The sequence below is a fragment of the Turicimonas muris genome (genome assembly GCF_002221595.1).
GTDB classification, from domain to species: Bacteria; Pseudomonadota; Gammaproteobacteria; order Burkholderiales; family Burkholderiaceae_F; genus Turicimonas; species Turicimonas muris.
In genome coordinates, this window is record NZ_NHMP01000007.1 from 79063 (window position 1) to 96748 (window position 17686).

A 17686-nucleotide genomic window follows, 5' to 3' on the forward strand; every position below is an offset into this window, starting at 1 on the left:
AACCTCTAATTTGAGGATTTTTTATAACATCTTTGTAAGGATAGGTTTGCCAATGTCAAATCTGATGAATACCTACGGCCGTCTCCCTGTCGAATTTGATCATGGACAAGGTGTTTGGCTTTGGGATAAAGAAGGTAATAAATACTTAGATGCGCTCGCCGGTATCGCTGTTAATGCTGTCGGACATGCCCATCCTCGCCTTGTAAAGGCCATCAGTGATCAAGCATCGAAGTTAATTCACTGCTCTAATTATTTCCAAATCAGCCTTCAAGAACAGGTAGCAGCCAAGCTGCTCGAACATTCCGGATTAGACGCTGTTTTCTTCTGCAACAGCGGCCTCGAAGCCAACGAATGTGCCTTTAAGATTGCTCGAAAATACGGTCATCAGAAAGGAATCAAGGTTCCTACCATCGTCGTTCTCAAAAAAGCATTCCACGGACGTTCAATCTCTACTTTGTCTGCGACCGGCAATCCCGGCGTTCGTAAAGATTTCGATCCCTTCATGGAAGGCATCATTCAAATTGATGAAAATGATTTAGACGGACTGCGTAAACTGGCCAAGACCAATAAAGATATCGTTGCTTTGATGTTTGAGCCGATTCAAGGTGAAGGCGGTGTCAATCCGATTGATCTGTCTGCCATGAAAGAATACCGCCGAATCTGCGACGAAAATGATTGGCTTTTAATGGTTGATGAAATCCAATGCGGGCTCGGACGTTCCGGCAAATGGTTTGCTCATCAATGGGCAGAAATTAAACCTGACGTCATGACCTTGGCTAAAGGACTTGCCGGCGGCGTTCCTGTTGGTGCCGTGGTTGTTGGCAACAAAGCCAATATCTTCACGCCAGGCAACCATGGTTCTACTTTCGGTGGCAATCCTCTGGCGATGCGTGCGGCATTGGAAACCTTGAGCATTATCGAAGATGAAAATCTTGTTGAAAATGCCTACAACGTTGGTAAGAAGCTTAAGAAAGATCTTTCTAAGTCTTTAAACGGCTTCTCCGGCGTTCTGGAAATCAGAGGAAAAGGCTTAATGCTCGGTGTAGTACTCGACCGTGATGCACATGATTTGCTGGAACCAGCTCTTAAAGCAGGTTTGACGTTCAGCGTCACAGCCGGCAATGTAATCCGACTTGTTCCTCCGTTAATCCTTACGGAAACTGAAGCTGAAGAAATCGTTAAGCGCCTTACTCCGCTGATTCGTGCTTTCTTAGCCCAGCCTAAAGTCTAAGGCTCTGCGCCTGATGTCAAGAAGCGAACTCCGATGAGTTCGCTTTTTGTTGGCGGAAAGAAAAGTCAGAACTAGACTATAACGACTTCCGGCTCAAGCTTTACGTTAAAGCAGTTTTTGACACGGACACGAATATCTTGCGCCATCCCTACAACGTCTTCGCCGAAGGCACTGCCGTAATTAACAATAATCAAAGGCTGTTTTTCATAGACGCCGACATCGCCCATTCTTAAGCCTTTTAATCCCGCATTATCGATAAGCCAAGCTGCCGACACTTTATAGCGTCCTCCGGCCATCGGATAAGCGACCACTGACGGATTCTTTTCCTGCAGGGCGTGAAATTCTTCACGGCTTAATACCGGATTCTTGAAGAAACTGCCTGCACTTCCAAGTTTATGAGGAGATGGAAGTTTTCTCTTTCTGATAGCAATCACGGAGTTGTAGATATCCGTTGGATGAAGCTCGGGTGCGTGATTGGACTGCAGATGCTCTCTCAGGTCCTTATAGCTAATCACCGGTTCCCATTTCTTAGGCAGCTTGAAAGTCACAGAGGTAATAAAAGCATTCTTCATTTCCGGCTTCTTGAACACCGAGGTTCTATAGCCGAAATCGCACTCTTCATTCCTAAGGACTTTGCGTTCTTTGGTCTTCAGATCAAAGTACTCAACGCAATGAATTCTCTCGGCCACTTCCATACCGTAAGCACCGATATTCTGAATCGGGGCACCGCCTACCGTTCCCGGAATCAAAGTAAGGTTTTCTAAACCGGGCTTTTTCGCATCCAATGTTCTTAGAATAAAACTGTGCCAATCTTCACCGGAAGCTGCTGTTACGTAGTAGAACTCCTCATCCTCACCGGCTGCTTCAACCCCATAAAGATGGTTGCGGAGAATAATTCCATCGAAATCCTGACTGAACAAAATATCAGAACCGCCCCCGAGAATTAAGAATCTTTTCTCCGGATGTTGGGCAAGAAAGTCTGCCGCTGAGTCTAAATCCTCAGCAGTTTCAATATCCGCGAATTCTTTGGCTTTCGCAGTTATCCTAAAGGTATTTAACTTCGTGAGGTCAACGTCATTCTTAACGGAAAAGCTCATAAAGATGCTCCGATTCTTATGCTTTTAATCTATTTAGTATTTTCTCTCTAATACTGTCGTTATCCAAGCCGCATTCCTTAAACAAGGAAGAATTGTCTCCTTGTTCCACAAACTTGTCGGGAATGCCGACTTGCAAAACTGGGACTGCGCCACCAAATTCTGCAATGGCTTCCAGACAAGCAGAACCTGCTCCGCCTTGAATAACATTTTCTTCAGCGGTCACAATTAAATCATGATTTTCGGCCGCTTCTTTAATAATTTCTTTATCTAAAGGTTTCACAAACCTCATGTCGACAAGAGTTGCATCAAGTTCTTCTGCCAGCGGAAGCAATTGATAAACCATGGAGCCGAAAGCCAAAATGGCCACACGTTTTTCTTTTTCCGCCCCTGATTGTCTCATCACTCTTGCTTCACCAAGCGGCAGCTCCTGCATCTCTTCGACAATCTCAACGCCCGGTCCCTTCCCTCTCGGATAGCGGACAACAGCCGGACCATTGTATTTATACCCGGTATAAAGCATCCGGCGCGCTTCATTCTCATCACTTGGTGCCATGATGACCAAATTCGGAATGCAGCGCAGGAAAGAAAGATCGAAGGCGCCGTGGTGGGTTGCACCGTCAGCCCCTACAATGCCGCCTCTGTCAAGCGGAAAGAGAACCGGCAGATTCTGCAGAGCCACGTCATGAACGATCTGGTCGAAGGCTCTCTGAGAAAAAGTTGAGTAGATCGCACAGACAGGCTTCATTCCGTCAATTGCCAAGCCGGCGGCAAATGTCACGGCATGCTGTTCAGCAATGGCAACATCAAAAAATCTATCCGGGAACTTCTTAGCAAAATTAGTAAGCCCGGACCCGGATTCCATTGCCGGTGTAATCCCAACAACCTTCTTATCTTTGGCTCCTATCTCGCAAAGCCAATCACTAAAAACTTCCGTGTAAGTCTTTGCATGGGCTTTAGCTTGAATTCCTACCTTCACATCAAACGGTGAGATGCCGTGGTACTGTGTCGGGTCATGAGCAGCCGGCTCATAACCGTGCCCCTTCTCAGTGACAATATGAAGAACCAGTGGCCCTGGTAACTCTTTCATGTTCTTGAGCAAAGGAATCAAAGCTTTCAAATCATGTCCGTCGATAGGACCATGATAATTAAGGCCAAACTCTTCAAAGAGCGTGGATGCCGGGGCTACGATGCCCTTACTGTATTCTTCCGCCTTTCTTGTCAAATCATAAAGTCGCGGAATCGGACGAACCAAAGCCTTTACTGATTCACGAGCTTGTGCATAAAAGCGTCCGCTCATCAAACTGAAGAAATGCTTGCTCAATGCTCCTACGGGAGGAGAAATAGAACAATCATTATCATTTAGGATAACCAAAAGGCGAATGTCTTTCATGTCCCCTGCACAGTTCATGGCTTCAAATACCATGCCTGCGGTCATTGCTCCGTCGCCGATAACTGCCACGTGATGCCGGTCTCTGAGTCCTCTTTCACGTGCGGAGACTGCCATACCTAAGGCGGCGGAGATGGAAGTTGAAGAGTGACCTGTTCCGAATGCATCGAATTCACTCTCGGTAATCTTCGGGAACCCGGATAAACCTTGGTATTGGCGGAGATGAGCCATCTGTTCTCTTCTGCCGGTAAGAATCTTATGGGCATATGCCTGATGGCCGACGTCCCAAATCAACTTGTCTTCAGGAGTGTCAAAAACATAGTGAATTGCAATGGCTAATTCGACACAGCCTAAAGAGGAAGACAGATGCCCTCCGGTTTTTGAGACTGAATCAATAATAAAGGCCCGAAGCTCTTTTGCTAAGACCTCAAGCTCCGGAATACTGAGTTTTTTTAGATCTCCGGGAGAATTAACGGTTTCAAGCAACTCATACATAGTTAGTGATCCCGGGAATAAATAAAGTCGGCAATTTCTCTGAGACGGAGTGTTTTATTTCCGCCGACGATATTTTCAATTTTTTGCACTGACGCTAGGGCCAGCTCATATTGTTCTTTTGCTAACTCACGAGATTTATCTAATCCTAAAATAGAAACGTAAGTCGGCTTGTTTTCTAATGCATCTTTACCGGCCGTTTTACCAAGCTTCTCTGCGCTTGAGACAACGTCCAAAATGTCATCGACAATCTGAAAAAGCAAACCTACGGCATTACCGTAGGATGAAAGTGCTTCAATCAATTCCTCGCTGGACGATTCTTCTTTCGCACACCAAATGCCCGACATAACGGCAGCATGAAGAAGAGTCCCTGTCTTCAAGGCATGCATATGCCGGAGCTCTTCCAAAGTCATCTTTTTACCGACCATAGATAAATCGATGGCTTGTCCGCCGCACATACCGCGGCTCGAAGCGGCGTCTGCAAGTAAAGAAATAAGAACAAGCTTTTGGTGAGGATTAAGAGTAGTCTCGGAAATATAAATGAAGGCTTCCGGCTGAAGCGCGTCTCCGGCAAGCATTGCCATCGCCTCTCCGTATTTTGCGTGAGTTGTGGGCTTTCCGTGACGCAGCATATCATTATCCATACACGGGAGGTCATCGTGGATCAATGAATATGAATGAACACACTCGATGGCAAGTGCCACTCTGTCGGCGTTGTGCTCATCAACTCCAAATAGTTCGCTCACTGCGTATACCAGGAGAGGACGGACTCTTTTTCCGCCTCCTATAACGGAATAACGCATGGCTTCATGCAGGATTTTGGGTTCAAGATCTGTTGGAGGCAAAAGCTCTCCTGCAGCTACCTCCACTCTTTGCTGGCAACCTTTGACCCACTCATTAAAACTTTTACTCATATTTCTTTTTATTGTTAACTAAAAAGGCACATCGTCTTTTAAGTCTGAAGAAGTGATTGCAGTCAGTTCGGAATCCAGCTTCTGAATTTTTTTCTGAGCCTCATCCAAAAGTTTTTGACAATGAGAACCTAATTCGATACCTCTCTGATATGTCGCCACAGACTCTTCCAGAGTAAGACCACCTTGGCTCATTTTACTGGAAAGCTGTTCCAATTCAGCCAAAGCCTCTTCGTAGGACATTTGAGAAATTTCCTTTGTTTTATCTTGTGCCATTTTCTTGCTTTTCTCAGAAAGTAGTACTTTACCTAACTTTATCCTATTTACAAAGGATTTTATTTGTTAACGGTCTAGAAAGTGTATGGAATTCAGATCTGAAAGATATTCAAACTAATTCTTTCGCCTCATAAAATACTAAGGTTTCGTTCCATGTCTTCCTACCAAACATTAAAATCTCGGCAATAACCGGAGAGATTATGATTTATACCACTTTGATGAATGTTCAGGAACTCCACTCAATCCTTGTTAATCAAAAGATTACAGGAAAAAAAGCGCCTCTTTGTGTTCTTGACTGCCGCTGCAGCATTGAAAACCCCGACGTCGGCATTGAGCTTTATAAAGAAGGCCATATCCCGGGAGCGGTTCTATGCGATTTTGATAGAGTTGTTACAGGCAAAGTCTGTCAGGGAAGCGGCCGACACCCAATGCCAGATCGAGAAATCTTTATCAAGAACATGGAATCCCTCGGCGTAAGTTCCGATAAACAGATTGTCCTTTACGATCAAGGAGGACTTGGATTCGCAACTAGGTTATGGTTCCAGCTTCGCTGGATCGGTCTGGAAAAAGTCGCTGTCCTCGACGGCGGTTATCAAGCATGGGTAAATCACAAATTTCCCGTGGCGACTAAGTCAACGGTTCCGGAGGCCGGTGTAATCAACGCTAACGAACCGCTCGAAATCCCGACCGAAATGAAAACGGTGCAAGACAATTTAAATACTCACAAATATCTTGTCGTGGACGCACGTTCGAATTCCCGCTTCCACGGTATCGGCGAAACTATTGATAAAAAAGCGGGACATATCCCTGGGTCAGTTTGCCGTCCGGGCTCTATGAACTTTAACAAAGACGGAGCATTCAAATCTCCGGTTGAACTTCGTAAAGAATTTCTTGAGTTGTTGGACGGAAGAAAACCGACTCAAATCATCAATAGCTGCGGCTCTGGGGTCAATGCCTCCGTTAATCTGTTCGCAATGGATTTGTGCGGTTTAGTCGGGTCCCATCTTTACACAGGTTCTTGGAGCCAGTGGATTGACGATGAATCCAATCCCATTGTCTGCAAGTAACGGCCAATTTTTTTCTCGGAGGTTTACGAATCCGCAAACCCCCGAGAAATTCAAGAATGTAGATTAATGCGTATGCAAAGACCCAGTCGCTACGATTGCAAGCAGAACCCCTAGGACAATAAAGAGCATCTGTGTAAAAAAGGCAGCTCTGCCCTTCTTAATCATCTCCGGCATCAAATCGGACAAAGCAATATAAATAAAGCTTGCCGCAGCCACGGCAAATGCGTACGGAATAAGCCAGCTGACTTTGTCTAAGAGGAAGTAGCCGAGGATCCCGCCAATAACGGACGTAAAGCCCGAAAGCAGGTTATAAAACAAGGCTCGCCCTTTACTAAAGCCGGAATGAAGAAGAACCATAAAGTCACCGACCTCTTGCGGAATTTCATGAGCCATGATGGCCAATGCCGTAATCCAACCTAAACTAGGCGTCACCATAAAAGCGCTGGCAATCAATACGCCGTCTGTCAAATTGTGAAAGGCATCTCCAAGAAGGATCGCTTGGCCGCCTCTGCCTTCGCTTTTTCTGCTCTCTTCGATCATTTGAGAAACATTTTCTGCTTCATGATGAGAGAAAAATTGTTCAATGCCGAAAAGAATCAAAACGCTTACAAGAAGGGTCCATCCGATATAGGTCGCATCTTCATGATGCTCAAAGGCCTCCGGAAGCAGATGCGTGAAAGAAACGGCCAGGAGAAGTCCTGCCGACAGGCATAACATCTTGGACATATATCTATCCAAGAATCGAAAACTAATCAACCCGGCCAACACAATAGAAAGTGCCGAGGAGATTGTTGTTGCTAAGATAATTTGCAGAACTATTGACATACTCTTCCTTTACGAACGTAAGAGTACTACGCCAAGAGCAAAAATTCGCTGAAAAGAGCTTAAATCAAGAAAAAAGTCTTCATCCTTCTTCTTTGCGAACGCTAAGTTTTTCTTTTTTATACCAGCTTCTTGCAAACGCCTCTTCGACGCTAATCGGCGGGATCCAATTTAAAAGCAAACGGTTTTTAGTTATGTCTTCAACGCGGCTTTCAAAGAAAAATTCTCCCCAAGTACGCCTCCCGATGTAGCTATTGAAGAGGGAAAGGAGCTTTTTAGGGAACGGCCACAACATGCACGGACGATGCCCGGTTCTGGCAAGCAGCTTAAAAATCTGCAGTGTTGACAAGTCCTGACCGTCGCTCACCAGAAAAACTTCATTGGCTGCTTTCTCATGCACGGAGACGCACCTTAGAAAATCCACAAGATTATCAATACTAACCAATGAGCGCTCGTTATCTCCCGTACTGCCCAATGGAAGCGGCAGGCAGAACTGAACCATCAGTTGAACGACTCTGAAAAGATTGCTGCACTCGGGTCCGTAAACCATAGGACAGCGGACGATCACAAGTTCCATTTTGCTTTCTTCCGCTATTTTTCTGACCTCTCTCTCGGCCGCAAGCATGGTCTTGCCAAGAGCAAGTTTCGGACGCGGAACCGAGTCGGCATAGAACTTTTTGCCCGGCGGCGTGACTTCCCCGTCAACCTCTATGGTGCTGAGAAAAACAAATCTTTTTACGCCCGCCTGAGCAGCGGCTTGCGCAAGATAGACTGAACCAAGCACAAATATTCTTTGCAATGTCGAAATTTCAACCGGCGTTCCGTGATTGGCTTTCTCTAAGGCACTAGCATGCACCACGACATCGACCCCTTCCAGTGCTTCACGAAGATTCGGTCTTTCTTCGAACGGTTCACAGCAAAAACATAAAATTTCCGGGTGATCCACCATTTTCCCAATGCGGGAAGTCACGCGCACGTCAAATTCCTTTTTGCGCTTTAATAGATCTAATACCATGGCGTTGCCGACATATCCGCAGCATCCGGTAATGAGGATTTTAGTTTTCATGTGCTCAGTATTTAGCCAAATGTTAGGTACATTTAACGTTTATTTTTTCATTCGGGAGAACGCAACTGCTGGTGATACTATGCCATATCATCATGTAATCGTATTCTATAGGAGAAAAAACGATGGATTTTCTTGAACTGTCCAAGAAGCGCTTCACAGCTAAAAAATTTGATCCTTCCAAAAAGATTCCGGAGGACGACATCAAGAAATTAAAAGAGATTCTCAGACTATCTCCTTCTTCAGTTAACAGCCAACCTTGGGTATTTATTTTCGGTTCCAGCGATCAGGCTAAGAAAAAAATCCGTCCGGCCGTCAACGACTTTAACTGGCCTAGAACAGATACATGCTCGCACTTTGTCGTAATCGCCATCAGAGACGGACTCAGCGACAAATATTTGGAAGCAATCCTGGATCAAGAAATTAAGGACGGAAGACTTTTGAGCGATCAGATTGTCAAAGAACAAAGAGAATCCAGAAAATACTTCGTCGGTCTTCGCGACTCAGCTCACACAACTTTGACTTGGGAAGCTAAGCAGGCTTACATTGCCATGACTACCCTTCTCTACGGCTCAGCGAGCTTAGGAATTAACTCCACTCCTATTGAAGGCTTTGAAGAAGAAACGATGGACAAGATCCTTGGTTTGGATAATTACGGTTTGAAATCGGTTTTGCTTGTCACGCTCGGATACGACGCCGCCGATGACCACAATGCCACTCGTCCTAAATCCAGACTTCCGTTAGATAAGATTATTTGGGAAATGAAGTAATCTATCTTCGTTAACGCATGGGAGCTTCGCCTCCCTTTTTTTGCAGTTTTCAAAAAACTTAGAGCCTAATCGCCCTCCTCTTCCTCCGAGCGGTTTCAAAAACTCTTCTCGAAAGTACTCATTAATTTTCTATACAAGATTTGAGAAAATCACCACATGTTTAGAGGTCAGCTTTTTCTCACAATCTTTGTTTTTGGCTTAAGCGTATTTTGCCAAGGAACCTGTGCACTCGAAAAAGACGACAGGCCCTCTTTAACCATCGGATATGTTAGACAAACAACAACCAACATAGATGATGACGCCATTGGTCCAACGGTTGAGTATCTTCAAGAAAAACTCAATGACAAGTATTCGTTTAGGTTAGTGGCTCTGACCTCCTCAAACCTTATTAGCGAAATTAAATCTATTAAACCGGAATTTCTTATCGTTCCCAGCGAATACTTCATTCAAATTACCGCTTCGGAAGGCCTAGGAGCGCATGATATTGCGGTTAGGAAGACGATTTTTTCTTCCGATGCCTCCCGATCGATAGGCTCGGCTTTCATCACCTCAAAAAATCGAGGCGATATCAAGACAATTGAGGATCTGAAAGGAAAAACGGTTTCAACAGCCGATACCGATACAGTCGGAGATTGGTGGGCCGCTTTGGGAGAAATTAAGAGAAGAGGCCTTGATCCGGAGAACTTTTTTTCTGAAGTGCGCCTAGCTCCATTCTTTTTTGCAGGAGTAGTCGCCGAAGTTTTGTCAGGTAAATCAGATGTAGGCATTCTTCCGACATGTGCTCTGGAGCAACTCCAGGCCGAAGGCCTCCTTTCTCCAGGTGCCGTTAAAGTAATAGAGGCGATTCCTAATAATCGTGAACAGGAACCCTTTTATTGTGCCCGTTCAACCGTAGGTCTTTACCCCGGAACCGTTATGGCTTCAATGCAGAATGCTCCGGATAAAGTCGTTAAAGACATTACGGTTGCCCTCTTCACAATGCCAGATACCAATAAAAGCGAATGGGCAGTCAGCAATGACTTTTCTGAGATGTTGGCCCTTATGAAAGACCTTAAGTTCGGCATGTTCGAGAACCTTCGGGATTATTCGGTAAAGAACCTTCTTAAGACTTATTCAACGGAAATATTTATCGTTCTGCTTGTCCTTCTGTTCCTTTTCTTGAACGAGCTCCGAATCCATCGTCTTGTTGACAAACGCACCGCTCAGCTTTCTTCAGCATTAAAAGCCAAAGAAGCCGCTGAACAAGAGGCCATCGAAGGACGCAAACGTCTTTCTCACATTGAAAGATCGGGAGTAATCTCCCAAATGTCCAATATTATTGCCCACGAGCTAAAGCAGCCTTTAGGAGCACTCATCAACTATGCGGCCGTACTGAAGCTCAAAGCAAAACAACAGGGTTCCGGAGACGACATTACCGCAAAGGTTATCTCCAACATTGACAGCGAAGCCCGGAGAATTTCCTCCATTGTCGACAGCGTCAGAAAATTTGCCAAGAAGGAACAAGCCCCGCAAGTCCCTTCCGATCTCCTCAAAATTACTGAAAAAGCTTTGAGGACTTTTGCTCAGCAAGAAGATCCGGAGGCATCGATTCCTCTTAAATCATCAGTTCAGGAAGCACCCATCCTTGCAGATCCTTTGTCTCTTGAACTATTAATTCTGAATATTATCCGAAACGGTGCTTCGGCAAGTTTGTCCGATACCGGTAAAGTCAGTATAAAGATCGACCTGGAAGATTTAGGGAATAAATGGCTGCTGAAAATATCCAACAAAGGCAAAAGTCTCTCGGATACTCAAATTTCTCGCCTCTCCTCCCTCAGCGAAAGTGTCAAGCCTGAGGGCCTGGGACTTGGATTGGCAATTGTCCGTGAGATCGCCGATAACCACTCTGCCGCATTAAATTTTGAAAGAAGACCCGGAGGCGGAGTAACTGCCAGCATTTCAATAGAAAAATTACAAAGGAAGAACTAAATGGAAGACCTTCAAAAACAAGCTCTCATAAGGATTGTCGATGATGATGAGAGTCTTCTCTTCTCCACCCAGATTTACTTAGAGGCTCTCGGATGGAAAGTCGTGACATACAACAATGCCGTTGACTTTCTAAACCGCGATAATTTGAATTTGCCCGGCTGCCTAATCTTAGACGTTCGTATGCCTCGGATGACAGGTCTGGAACTGCAGGAACTCTTAGAAAGCAGAGGGTTCGCCCATTTTCCAATCATCTTTCTCTCAGGTCACGGGGACATCGAAATGGCCGTCCACACAATGTCCCACGGGGCAGTTACTTTCTTAGAAAAACCGGCTGATCCGGAAAGGCTGGCTGAGGCTGTAAAAAAAGCCGTCAGCATCGGCATAAAGAAAGGAAGCGCGGAAAAGAACTAAGAGATCTCCGCAGAAAATTCAACTCTCTTACCCCTCGGGAAGTCGAAGTAATCAAGCTTGTAAGCAAAGGTCTTTCTAACAAAGAAATAGCAGAATCTCTGAATGTGGCGTTAACCACAGTAAAAATGCACCGCGGCAACGCCGTCGACAAGTTAGAAGTCCACTCTGCAGCAGAACTCACTAAAGCATTAGTCTCTTTAGGTGAGGCTTTATGATCTCGCGAAGACAGTTTCTAGGCTCCCTTGCGCTGGCAGCTGCTCCTCTGCAGTTAGCTTCTGCACAGGGTGTGGCTCACCTGGATAAGCTCTGGGATGTGATCATCATCGGCTCCGGTTTAGCCGGCCTATCCGCGGCGGTATCCGCAAAAGAAAACGGAGCTGAAAGAGTCTTAGTGATCGAAAAGACTCCTTTATTGGGAGGACACTCTAAGTTCTCCAGCGGCTCTTTTTGTGCCTGCCTCCCTACAAATGTTGATGCTCAAGGCCGAAAAGACTCTCCTGAGTTAATGGGTGAAGAGATATTTGAAGGAGGCGGAAGAATCGGAAACATTGAGCTCATCAGAACCCTAGCGGAACAAAGTCGGAGTGCTTACGAGTGGCTGGCATCGATGGGAGTTCGATGGTCGGGACCCTTTATCCCGGTAGGCGCAGTTTATCCTCGAGGCTTTCACGCACAGGCCCCCTTACCTGGATTTGATTACGTCCTCAAAGTCAACCGTACCGCCAGAGAATTAGGAGTAACCTTCCTCTTCAGCCATCGAGTCCTCGACTTGCTGACGGACTCAAAGACGGGTAGGGTCAACGGTGTGGTAATTAGAGGTGAAGTAGGACAGCTGAAATATCTTCTGGGAAAATCCGTCATCATTGCAACCGGCGGCTATACAGAAGACAAAGCTCTACGCCAGAAATACGATCCTCGTCTGTCGCCTTCTTTAACAAGTACCGCCAATCCTTACGGACGAGGCCTTGACACAGCCACCGGAGACGGGCTCAAAATGGCGGTGGCAATCGGGGCCGACACTTTTGACTTAGAACATATTCAGACGTTGTTTTATCTCGGAGGACGTTTACTCGACTATGTCGGCGGCGATATCTATTTAGATCCGAACGGCAAAAGATTTGTGAATGAAGGAGAAACTCTTAAAGAAATCTCTGACACGGTCCTAACTCTAGGGTTACCCGAGATTTGGGTCCTCACGGATTCCAAATCCCACAAAGGACCGAATTTCGAAAATCGAGTAAAGAACGGAATCGTCAACAAATGCGCATCTTTGGAAGAAGTAGCCGCCGTAATGCATTGTCCGGTATCGAATTTAGGGGATACTGTCATGGCTTACAACTTTGATGCCGCATCCGGAAAGGATTCTCAATTTCATAAAACCACTGTTCTCCAGCAGATCAACCTTCCTCCCTATTTTGTTGGAAAAGAAAAACTCGCCGTTCACTACTGCTGCGGAGGCCTAAAGTGTGATGCAAAAGCCCGAGTACTAGATATCTATGAAGAGCCAATCGGCGGTCTTTATGTAGCAGGAGAAGCTTCAGGAGGCATTCACGGGAAAAATAGGATGGGAGGCTGCTCGCTTGTGGAATGTGTTGTTTTCGGAAGGATTGCCGGCAAGGAAGCGGCAAAGCTCTCTTCTTAACCGGAACGACGCACAGAACTAAAGACTCAACGCCCGTTTCTCTCTTGAAATATAGCTCTTCGGTAAAAAGAAAAAGACTGGGAAGAACAGCTGCCAACATGTTCTTAACCAGTCGAAATCTAAGGAGAACTAAATGTCGTTAAAGAGCACTCTCTATCAACAAGACAAATTCTAAAGAGAACTTTTTCCTTTCAATACCTCCTTTGGTACATAAAGCTTTTTCTTTAAGTAATTATTCGTACCAAAAATTTTCTTTGGTTGTTAAGATATATAGGTCTAATAATTACTCCTACTGAAATGATTAAGAATCAAGGCAACAATAATCTGACCGCTATTGTGGTTGCGGCAGGAGTCGGCTCCCGCATGGGAGATAAGTCTCCTAAACAATATAAAAAAATCGGCACCAAGACGATGCTGGAACTGTCAATCTATGCATTATTGGCTGAACCTAGAATTACACGGGTTATCGTTGTAGTATCCCCGTCCGATATGCTTGCGCAATCATTGAACTTCGACAATGATGCCGTAACGGTTGCCAGAGTGGGCGGTTTAACACGAGCTTCCAGTGTTCAAAACGGATTGTCTTATGCCGCATTCACCTCGAATGATTGGGTCTTGGTCCATGATGCCGCACGCCCTTGCCTGCTCGCTTCCGATGTCTCAAAACTCATCGACACGTGCATTGAAAATGATAAGGGAGGCCTCCTAGCTGTTCGGGTCAACGACACATTAAAAAAAGAATCTAATAACGGAACAGCTTCCCACACAGTCCCTCGAGACGGATTATGGGCAGCTCAAACACCTCAGATGTTCAAAGCATTTGACCTAATAGATGCCTTGGAGAAAGCTGGGGAAAGCGTAACCGATGAGGCAAGTGCGATGGAAAAAGCCGGCGACTCTCCCCTCCTGGTGGAAGGCACGGAAACTAACATCAAAGTTACGAGACCCACAGATCTTTGGCTTGCTGAAGCAATCCTCGATAAAAGAAATAAGGGACTGAAATGACAGTTAATTTAAGAGTTGGACAAGGATACGACGTCCATAAACTCGTCGAAGGAAGAAAATTAATCCTCGGCGGCGTAGAAATTCCTCATGACAAAGGATTACTCGGCCATTCGGACGCTGACGTTCTTTTGCATGCCATCACGGATGCGGTCTTAGGGGCGGCCGCCTTGGGAGATATCGGCAAACACTTCCCCGATACGGATGACAAATACAAAGGGGCCGATAGTGAATGGCTCTTAGCCGAAGCTATGCAGAAGGTTCACGATAAAGGGTACAAACTCGTCAATCTCGACAGCACGGTCATTGCACAAAAACCAAAGCTTTCTCCTTATATCAACGAAATTTGCATGAACCTAGCCAACATCCTGCGGATTGATGCGGATTGCGTCAACGTCAAAGCCAAGACAAATGAAAAATTAGGTTTTGAAGGTCAGGAACTAGGCGTGGTCGCTCAAGCTGTTGTATTGCTTGAAAAAGCTTAAGACTTCTATTTTTCCGGTTTCAGCGCGCGGTTTATTAGGCTAGTGGCTACCAGCGGAATACTGACATGAATACTTAAACCGTTAGGAATATTCTGAGACAAGCGCACTGAACCGCCGGCAGCTCTTGCTGCTCTTTCTACAATTGACAAACCGAGCCCTGAACCGGTCGTGTTGCCGCGGGCCTGGTCTCCTCTTTCAAACGGGCGCAGAACTCTTTCGAACTGCTCTTCCGGCAAGCCTGCTCCGTCATCGGAAACCGTCAATTCCGCCAAGTTCCTCTTCTTGTTGTGCTTGAGAGAAATGTTCAAGCGCAAAATACCGTCCGTGCTTCTGCCGTACTTACCGGCATTAACGATAAGATTCTGAACGGCACGGGAAATATCCGTCGGATTAGCGCGAATTTCAAGGTTCGGATCAACCTCTTCAGTAAGCTGAACGTCCTCCGAGCTTTTCATACGGCTCGAAGCGATGGCATCGAGAACCGTCTGAGAAAAGTTGACAACCTCAAGAGGTTGTTCACCTTCCCGTACATAAGCCATGAACTGCTTAACGATGTTTTCCATTTGGTCTAAATCAGAACACATCGCATCGCGGGTTTCTTCCGATAATGGGGCTAATTCGACTTCCAGTCTTAAGCGCGTAATAGGCGTTCTGAGGTCATGGCTGACGCCGGCAAGCAAGACCTCTCGGTCATTGGCCAGCCGCTTCAGGTCCTGCACCATCACATTAAAGCTCTCGTTTACTTCCTGAATTTCTTTAGGCCCCTCAATCGGCAGAGGTGCGGGAGCCCTTCCTCGGCCTAATTCTCGAGCAAATCGGGCTAACCGCTCTAACGGCTCAATAATTCTGCTGGTCAATAAGACCGTAAACAAAGTCACGACAAAGAGCATGCCGATGAACCAGAAAATCCAGTTCTGGCCTAATCGTTCGGGATTGATGTCTTTTTCAGTTCTAAGCCAGTATTCGTCACCGTCAATAGTAAAACTTACCCAAAGACCGGGCATGCCGTTGATGCTCGAGGCAAGTTTCGTTTTAGCACCAAGCTGTTGGGTGACAAATTCTTCGACCATCGTATTTACCCGATCACTTGGTAACGGCCGAACAATATCTCCGCTCTCTTTAGGAAGGATGACGAGACCTTCTCGTTGGGCTAAAGCCATGATCAGGTCGAATCGGTAACTCGTATCTGAGCTGATTAGAGCATAGTGGGTCAAGGTAGTGATCGATGTAATCCTTTGGGAAATACCTCTCGCCCGCGGCTCTTCATCCATTACGGATAAAACGTAAAGCCACGCCCCGATACTTGTTACCACAAGAATCAACATCATCCCGAACGTTCTCCAAAATAAGCCCGAAGACCTAACTGGAGTACGCTGTTGAGAATCTGAATGCTGCTGGTCTTCCATAATTTAAGTTGATTACTTCAGAGCGTCGCTCTTTCCATCCGGAATAAAGACGTAGCCCAAACCCCAGACAGTCTGGAGGTAACGCGGATTAGAAGGATCCTCTTCGATAATCTTGCGCAAACGAGAAACCTGAACGTCCAAAGAACGGTCAAAAGCTTCGTATTCCCTTCCGCGTGCCATTTCCATCAGTTTATCTCTGGAAAGCGGAACTCTCGGATGGCGTGCAAATGTCTTCAACACGGCAAATTCACCGGTAGTCAGAGGAATTTCTTCTTCGCCTTTCTTAAGTTTACGTGTACCTAAATCTAATGTGAAGTCACCGAACTGTACAACCTCATCGCCCTTGCTTGGAGATCCCGGAGCTTCAACAGGTTCACGTCTGCGCATAATGGCATGAAGACGAGCCAGCAATTCACGTGGATTATAGGGTTTCGGCAAGTAGTCATCGGCACCCAAATCCAAACCCAAAATACGATCAATGTCTTCACCCTTAGCGGTCAGCATAAGGATCGGAGTATTGTCTTTCATGGCGCGGATGCGTCTGAGAATGGAGAAGCCGTCTTCACCCGGCATCATGACGTCCAAGACAACAGCGTCAAATCGTTCACGAAGCCATAGGCGGTTCATCTGTTGAGCATTTTCAGCAACAGTGACATGCAACCCATTGTTTACTAAAAATTGACGAAGCAAATCGCGCAAACGAGCGTCATCATCGACTACCAGAACACGCGGAGGCCTCTTCGCAATAGATAACGAATCTTTTCTTGAATTTTCCATACCTTGCATATCGATCACCTAAAAATTACTGCTTTTACAGCTTGCAACAGAATTTATGCTATTTTTTAACCCTTTTGTAAATTAGAACTTCCTTTTGGGCACAGAGTTTTATAGCATTACATATAACAATAAACAGAAAACAGAACCGAGGCTTCCTTTGAAAACGTTAATTGGGATATCTGTAACAGTAGTGATTATTATGCTACCTATTGAAGCCGTAGTACAGGCACACCCTAGCCAAGAACGTGTGTATCAAAATGTATCGGCTCATAATAAGATGCATAGAGGACCGTCCTGCGCGTTTGATACCTTACCCATGGAAGAAAAGGCCGTAGCTTGGCTTGACATGTCCCCTCGCCATCGAGATTTCCATTGGAGAGCCATGAGCACCGAGGAACGCCAGGAACTGAAAAAACATCTCCCTAACAACGCTAAGCAGGCCATGACTCATCGCTATGCGCCTAAGCATTTTTATGACGGCATGAGCGATGTTCCGACCGGTTGGCGCAAACGCTTAACTAACGAAGAAAGAATGATTCTGCGCGAGCAAATTGTTCACGCGCAAAAGAACTTAACCTCTACAAAGTCGAGAAACTCCAAGACCCCGGCTGAAGCTGAAAATGATCTTGAACTTCAAATCAAGATACAAGAGCTCAACGAGAGAATGCACTCTGAATGCATCATGTTCTCCTTCAGCAATTCGGTACAGACTCTTCAGGAACCGAAAGACAATTTGGCAGTTCAGCAATCCTCCGACAGGGAACTTTCTGCTCCGAAAGACCCTGTAGAATTATCCGCTTCATCTGCTCAACCTGCTAGCCCAAATCAAGAAACTCCGGCCTCTCAACAGTAGAATATGACCGTTAAATTGGACGGTTA

Annotated in this window: 17 protein-coding genes and 1 pseudogene; 10 read left to right on the plus strand and 8 right to left on the minus strand. The window is 45.8% G+C overall.

Annotation, left to right across the window (positions count from 1 at the left end; translation table 11 throughout):
• Positions 1–52 precede the first annotated feature (52 nt).
• Positions 53–1231, plus strand: a complete 1179-nt coding sequence (locus ADH67_RS10425; protein WP_066592757.1) for an aspartate aminotransferase family protein — start codon at positions 53–55, stop codon at positions 1229–1231.
• A 71-nt stretch (positions 1232–1302) separates the two neighbouring features.
• Here ADH67_RS10425 and murB read toward each other — a convergent pair whose 3' ends face one another.
• Genes murB through xseB form a run of 4 tightly spaced genes read right to left on the minus strand, consistent with a single transcriptional unit; the run spans position 1303 to position 5394 of the window.
• Entirely contained in the window at positions 1303–2334 is a 1032-nt protein-coding gene (gene murB / locus ADH67_RS10430) for a UDP-N-acetylmuramate dehydrogenase (RefSeq protein WP_286313573.1), read from the minus strand.
• A gap of 10 nt (positions 2335–2344) precedes the next feature.
• On the minus strand, positions 2345–4210 hold the full coding sequence (dxs, locus tag ADH67_RS10435) for a 1-deoxy-D-xylulose-5-phosphate synthase (RefSeq protein WP_066592768.1): 1866 nt from the start codon (positions 4208–4210) through the stop codon (positions 2345–2347).
• A gap of 2 nt (positions 4211–4212) precedes the next feature.
• Positions 4213–5121 (minus strand): polyprenyl synthetase family protein, encoded by a 909-nt coding sequence (locus tag ADH67_RS10440; RefSeq protein ID WP_066592771.1) that lies wholly within the window; start codon positions 5119–5121, stop codon positions 4213–4215.
• Between the two features lie 18 nt (positions 5122–5139).
• On the minus strand, positions 5140–5394 hold the full coding sequence (gene xseB, locus ADH67_RS10445; protein ID WP_066592774.1) for an exodeoxyribonuclease VII small subunit: 255 nt from the start codon (positions 5392–5394) through the stop codon (positions 5140–5142).
• A gap of 200 nt (positions 5395–5594) precedes the next feature.
• On the opposite strand from xseB, the gene ADH67_RS10450 reads away from it, so the two are divergent.
• Complete coding sequence (locus tag ADH67_RS10450) at positions 5595–6461, plus strand: sulfurtransferase (RefSeq protein WP_066592776.1); 867 nt, start codon at positions 5595–5597, stop codon at positions 6459–6461.
• A 63-nt stretch (positions 6462–6524) separates the two neighbouring features.
• Here the strand turns inward: ADH67_RS10450 and ADH67_RS10455 are convergent, their stop codons facing one another.
• Together ADH67_RS10455 and ADH67_RS10460 are read right to left on the minus strand one after the other, a co-directional pair.
• A complete protein-coding gene (locus ADH67_RS10455; protein ID WP_066592779.1) occupies positions 6525–7286 on the minus strand; it encodes a ZIP family metal transporter in 762 nt (253 codons plus the stop codon).
• A 79-nt stretch (positions 7287–7365) separates the two neighbouring features.
• Positions 7366–8349 (minus strand): NAD-dependent epimerase/dehydratase family protein, encoded by a 984-nt coding sequence (locus ADH67_RS10460; protein WP_066592781.1) that lies wholly within the window; start codon positions 8347–8349, stop codon positions 7366–7368.
• Between the two features lie 122 nt (positions 8350–8471).
• Between ADH67_RS10460 and ADH67_RS10465 the strand changes: the two genes are divergently transcribed.
• The 7 genes and pseudogenes from ADH67_RS10465 (at position 8472) to ispF (ending at position 14624) form a co-directional block, all read left to right on the plus strand.
• Positions 8472–9116 carry a nitroreductase family protein gene (locus ADH67_RS10465; protein ID WP_066592783.1) on the plus strand — a complete coding sequence of 215 codons (645 nt, stop codon included), beginning with the start codon at positions 8472–8474 and terminating at the stop codon, positions 9114–9116.
• Positions 9117–9272: 156 nt separating this feature from the next.
• Positions 9273–11084 (plus strand): sensor histidine kinase, encoded by a 1812-nt coding sequence (locus ADH67_RS10470; RefSeq protein ID WP_066592784.1) that lies wholly within the window; start codon positions 9273–9275, stop codon positions 11082–11084.
• Positions 11085–11495: a response regulator transcription factor gene (locus tag ADH67_RS10475; RefSeq protein ID WP_236578507.1), complete on the plus strand. Its 411-nt coding sequence runs from the start codon at positions 11085–11087 to the stop codon at positions 11493–11495.
• 35 nt (positions 11496–11530) lie between these two features.
• Positions 11531–11710, plus strand: a pseudogene (locus ADH67_RS13535) (LuxR C-terminal-related transcriptional regulator); the annotation flags it as partial.
• Entirely contained in the window at positions 11707–13137 is a 1431-nt protein-coding gene (locus ADH67_RS10480; RefSeq protein WP_066592786.1) for an FAD-dependent oxidoreductase, read from the plus strand. The pseudogene ADH67_RS13535 and the gene ADH67_RS10480, both read left to right, overlap by 4 nt.
• A gap of 297 nt (positions 13138–13434) precedes the next feature.
• Complete coding sequence (ispD, locus tag ADH67_RS10485; RefSeq protein ID WP_066592788.1) at positions 13435–14142, plus strand: 2-C-methyl-D-erythritol 4-phosphate cytidylyltransferase; 708 nt, start codon at positions 13435–13437, stop codon at positions 14140–14142.
• Positions 14139–14624 carry a 2-C-methyl-D-erythritol 2,4-cyclodiphosphate synthase gene (gene ispF / locus ADH67_RS10490; RefSeq protein WP_066592790.1) on the plus strand — a complete coding sequence of 162 codons (486 nt, stop codon included), beginning with the start codon at positions 14139–14141 and terminating at the stop codon, positions 14622–14624. The genes ispD and ispF overlap by 4 nt, the downstream gene beginning before the upstream one ends.
• 5 nt (positions 14625–14629) lie before the next feature.
• Here ispF and ADH67_RS10495 read toward each other — a convergent pair whose 3' ends face one another.
• A complete protein-coding gene (locus tag ADH67_RS10495; RefSeq protein ID WP_236578508.1) occupies positions 14630–15952 on the minus strand; it encodes an ATP-binding protein in 1323 nt (440 codons plus the stop codon).
• Between the two features lie 90 nt (positions 15953–16042).
• Entirely contained in the window at positions 16043–16816 is a 774-nt protein-coding gene (ompR, locus tag ADH67_RS10500) for an osmolarity response regulator transcription factor OmpR (RefSeq protein WP_272894039.1), read from the minus strand.
• A 190-nt stretch (positions 16817–17006) separates the two neighbouring features.
• Between ompR and ADH67_RS10505 the strand changes: the two genes are divergently transcribed.
• Positions 17007–17660: a hypothetical protein gene (locus ADH67_RS10505; RefSeq protein WP_143597743.1), complete on the plus strand. Its 654-nt coding sequence runs from the start codon at positions 17007–17009 to the stop codon at positions 17658–17660.
• Positions 17661–17686 lie beyond the last annotated feature (26 nt).

Coding starts and splice junctions, on each gene's coding strand:
- ADH67_RS10425 (WP_066592757.1), top strand. CDS start 53: ATGTCAAATCTGATGAATACCTACGGCCGTCTCCCTGTCGAATTTGAT.
- dxs (WP_066592768.1), bottom strand. CDS start 4,210: ATGTATGAGTTGCTTGAAACCGTTAATTCTCCCGGAGATCTAAAAAAA.
- ADH67_RS10440 (WP_066592771.1), bottom strand. CDS start 5,121: ATGAGTAAAAGTTTTAATGAGTGGGTCAAAGGTTGCCAGCAAAGAGTG.
- xseB (WP_066592774.1), bottom strand. CDS start 5,394: ATGGCACAAGATAAAACAAAGGAAATTTCTCAAATGTCCTACGAAGAG.
- ADH67_RS10450 (WP_066592776.1), top strand. CDS start 5,595: ATGATTTATACCACTTTGATGAATGTTCAGGAACTCCACTCAATCCTT.
- ADH67_RS10455 (WP_066592779.1), bottom strand. CDS start 7,286: ATGTCAATAGTTCTGCAAATTATCTTAGCAACAACAATCTCCTCGGCA.
- ADH67_RS10460 (WP_066592781.1), bottom strand. CDS start 8,349: ATGAAAACTAAAATCCTCATTACCGGATGCTGCGGATATGTCGGCAAC.
- ADH67_RS10465 (WP_066592783.1), top strand. CDS start 8,472: ATGGATTTTCTTGAACTGTCCAAGAAGCGCTTCACAGCTAAAAAATTT.
- ADH67_RS10470 (WP_066592784.1), top strand. CDS start 9,273: ATGTTTAGAGGTCAGCTTTTTCTCACAATCTTTGTTTTTGGCTTAAGC.
- ADH67_RS10475 (WP_236578507.1), top strand. CDS start 11,085: ATGGAAGACCTTCAAAAACAAGCTCTCATAAGGATTGTCGATGATGAT.
- ADH67_RS10480 (WP_066592786.1), top strand. CDS start 11,707: ATGATCTCGCGAAGACAGTTTCTAGGCTCCCTTGCGCTGGCAGCTGCT.
- ispD (WP_066592788.1), top strand. CDS start 13,435: ATGATTAAGAATCAAGGCAACAATAATCTGACCGCTATTGTGGTTGCG.
- ispF (WP_066592790.1), top strand. CDS start 14,139: ATGACAGTTAATTTAAGAGTTGGACAAGGATACGACGTCCATAAACTC.
- ADH67_RS10495 (WP_236578508.1), bottom strand. CDS start 15,952: ATGATGTTGATTCTTGTGGTAACAAGTATCGGGGCGTGGCTTTACGTT.
- ompR (WP_272894039.1), bottom strand. CDS start 16,816: ATGCAAGGTATGGAAAATTCAAGAAAAGATTCGTTATCTATTGCGAAG.
- ADH67_RS10505 (WP_143597743.1), top strand. CDS start 17,007: ATGCTACCTATTGAAGCCGTAGTACAGGCACACCCTAGCCAAGAACGT.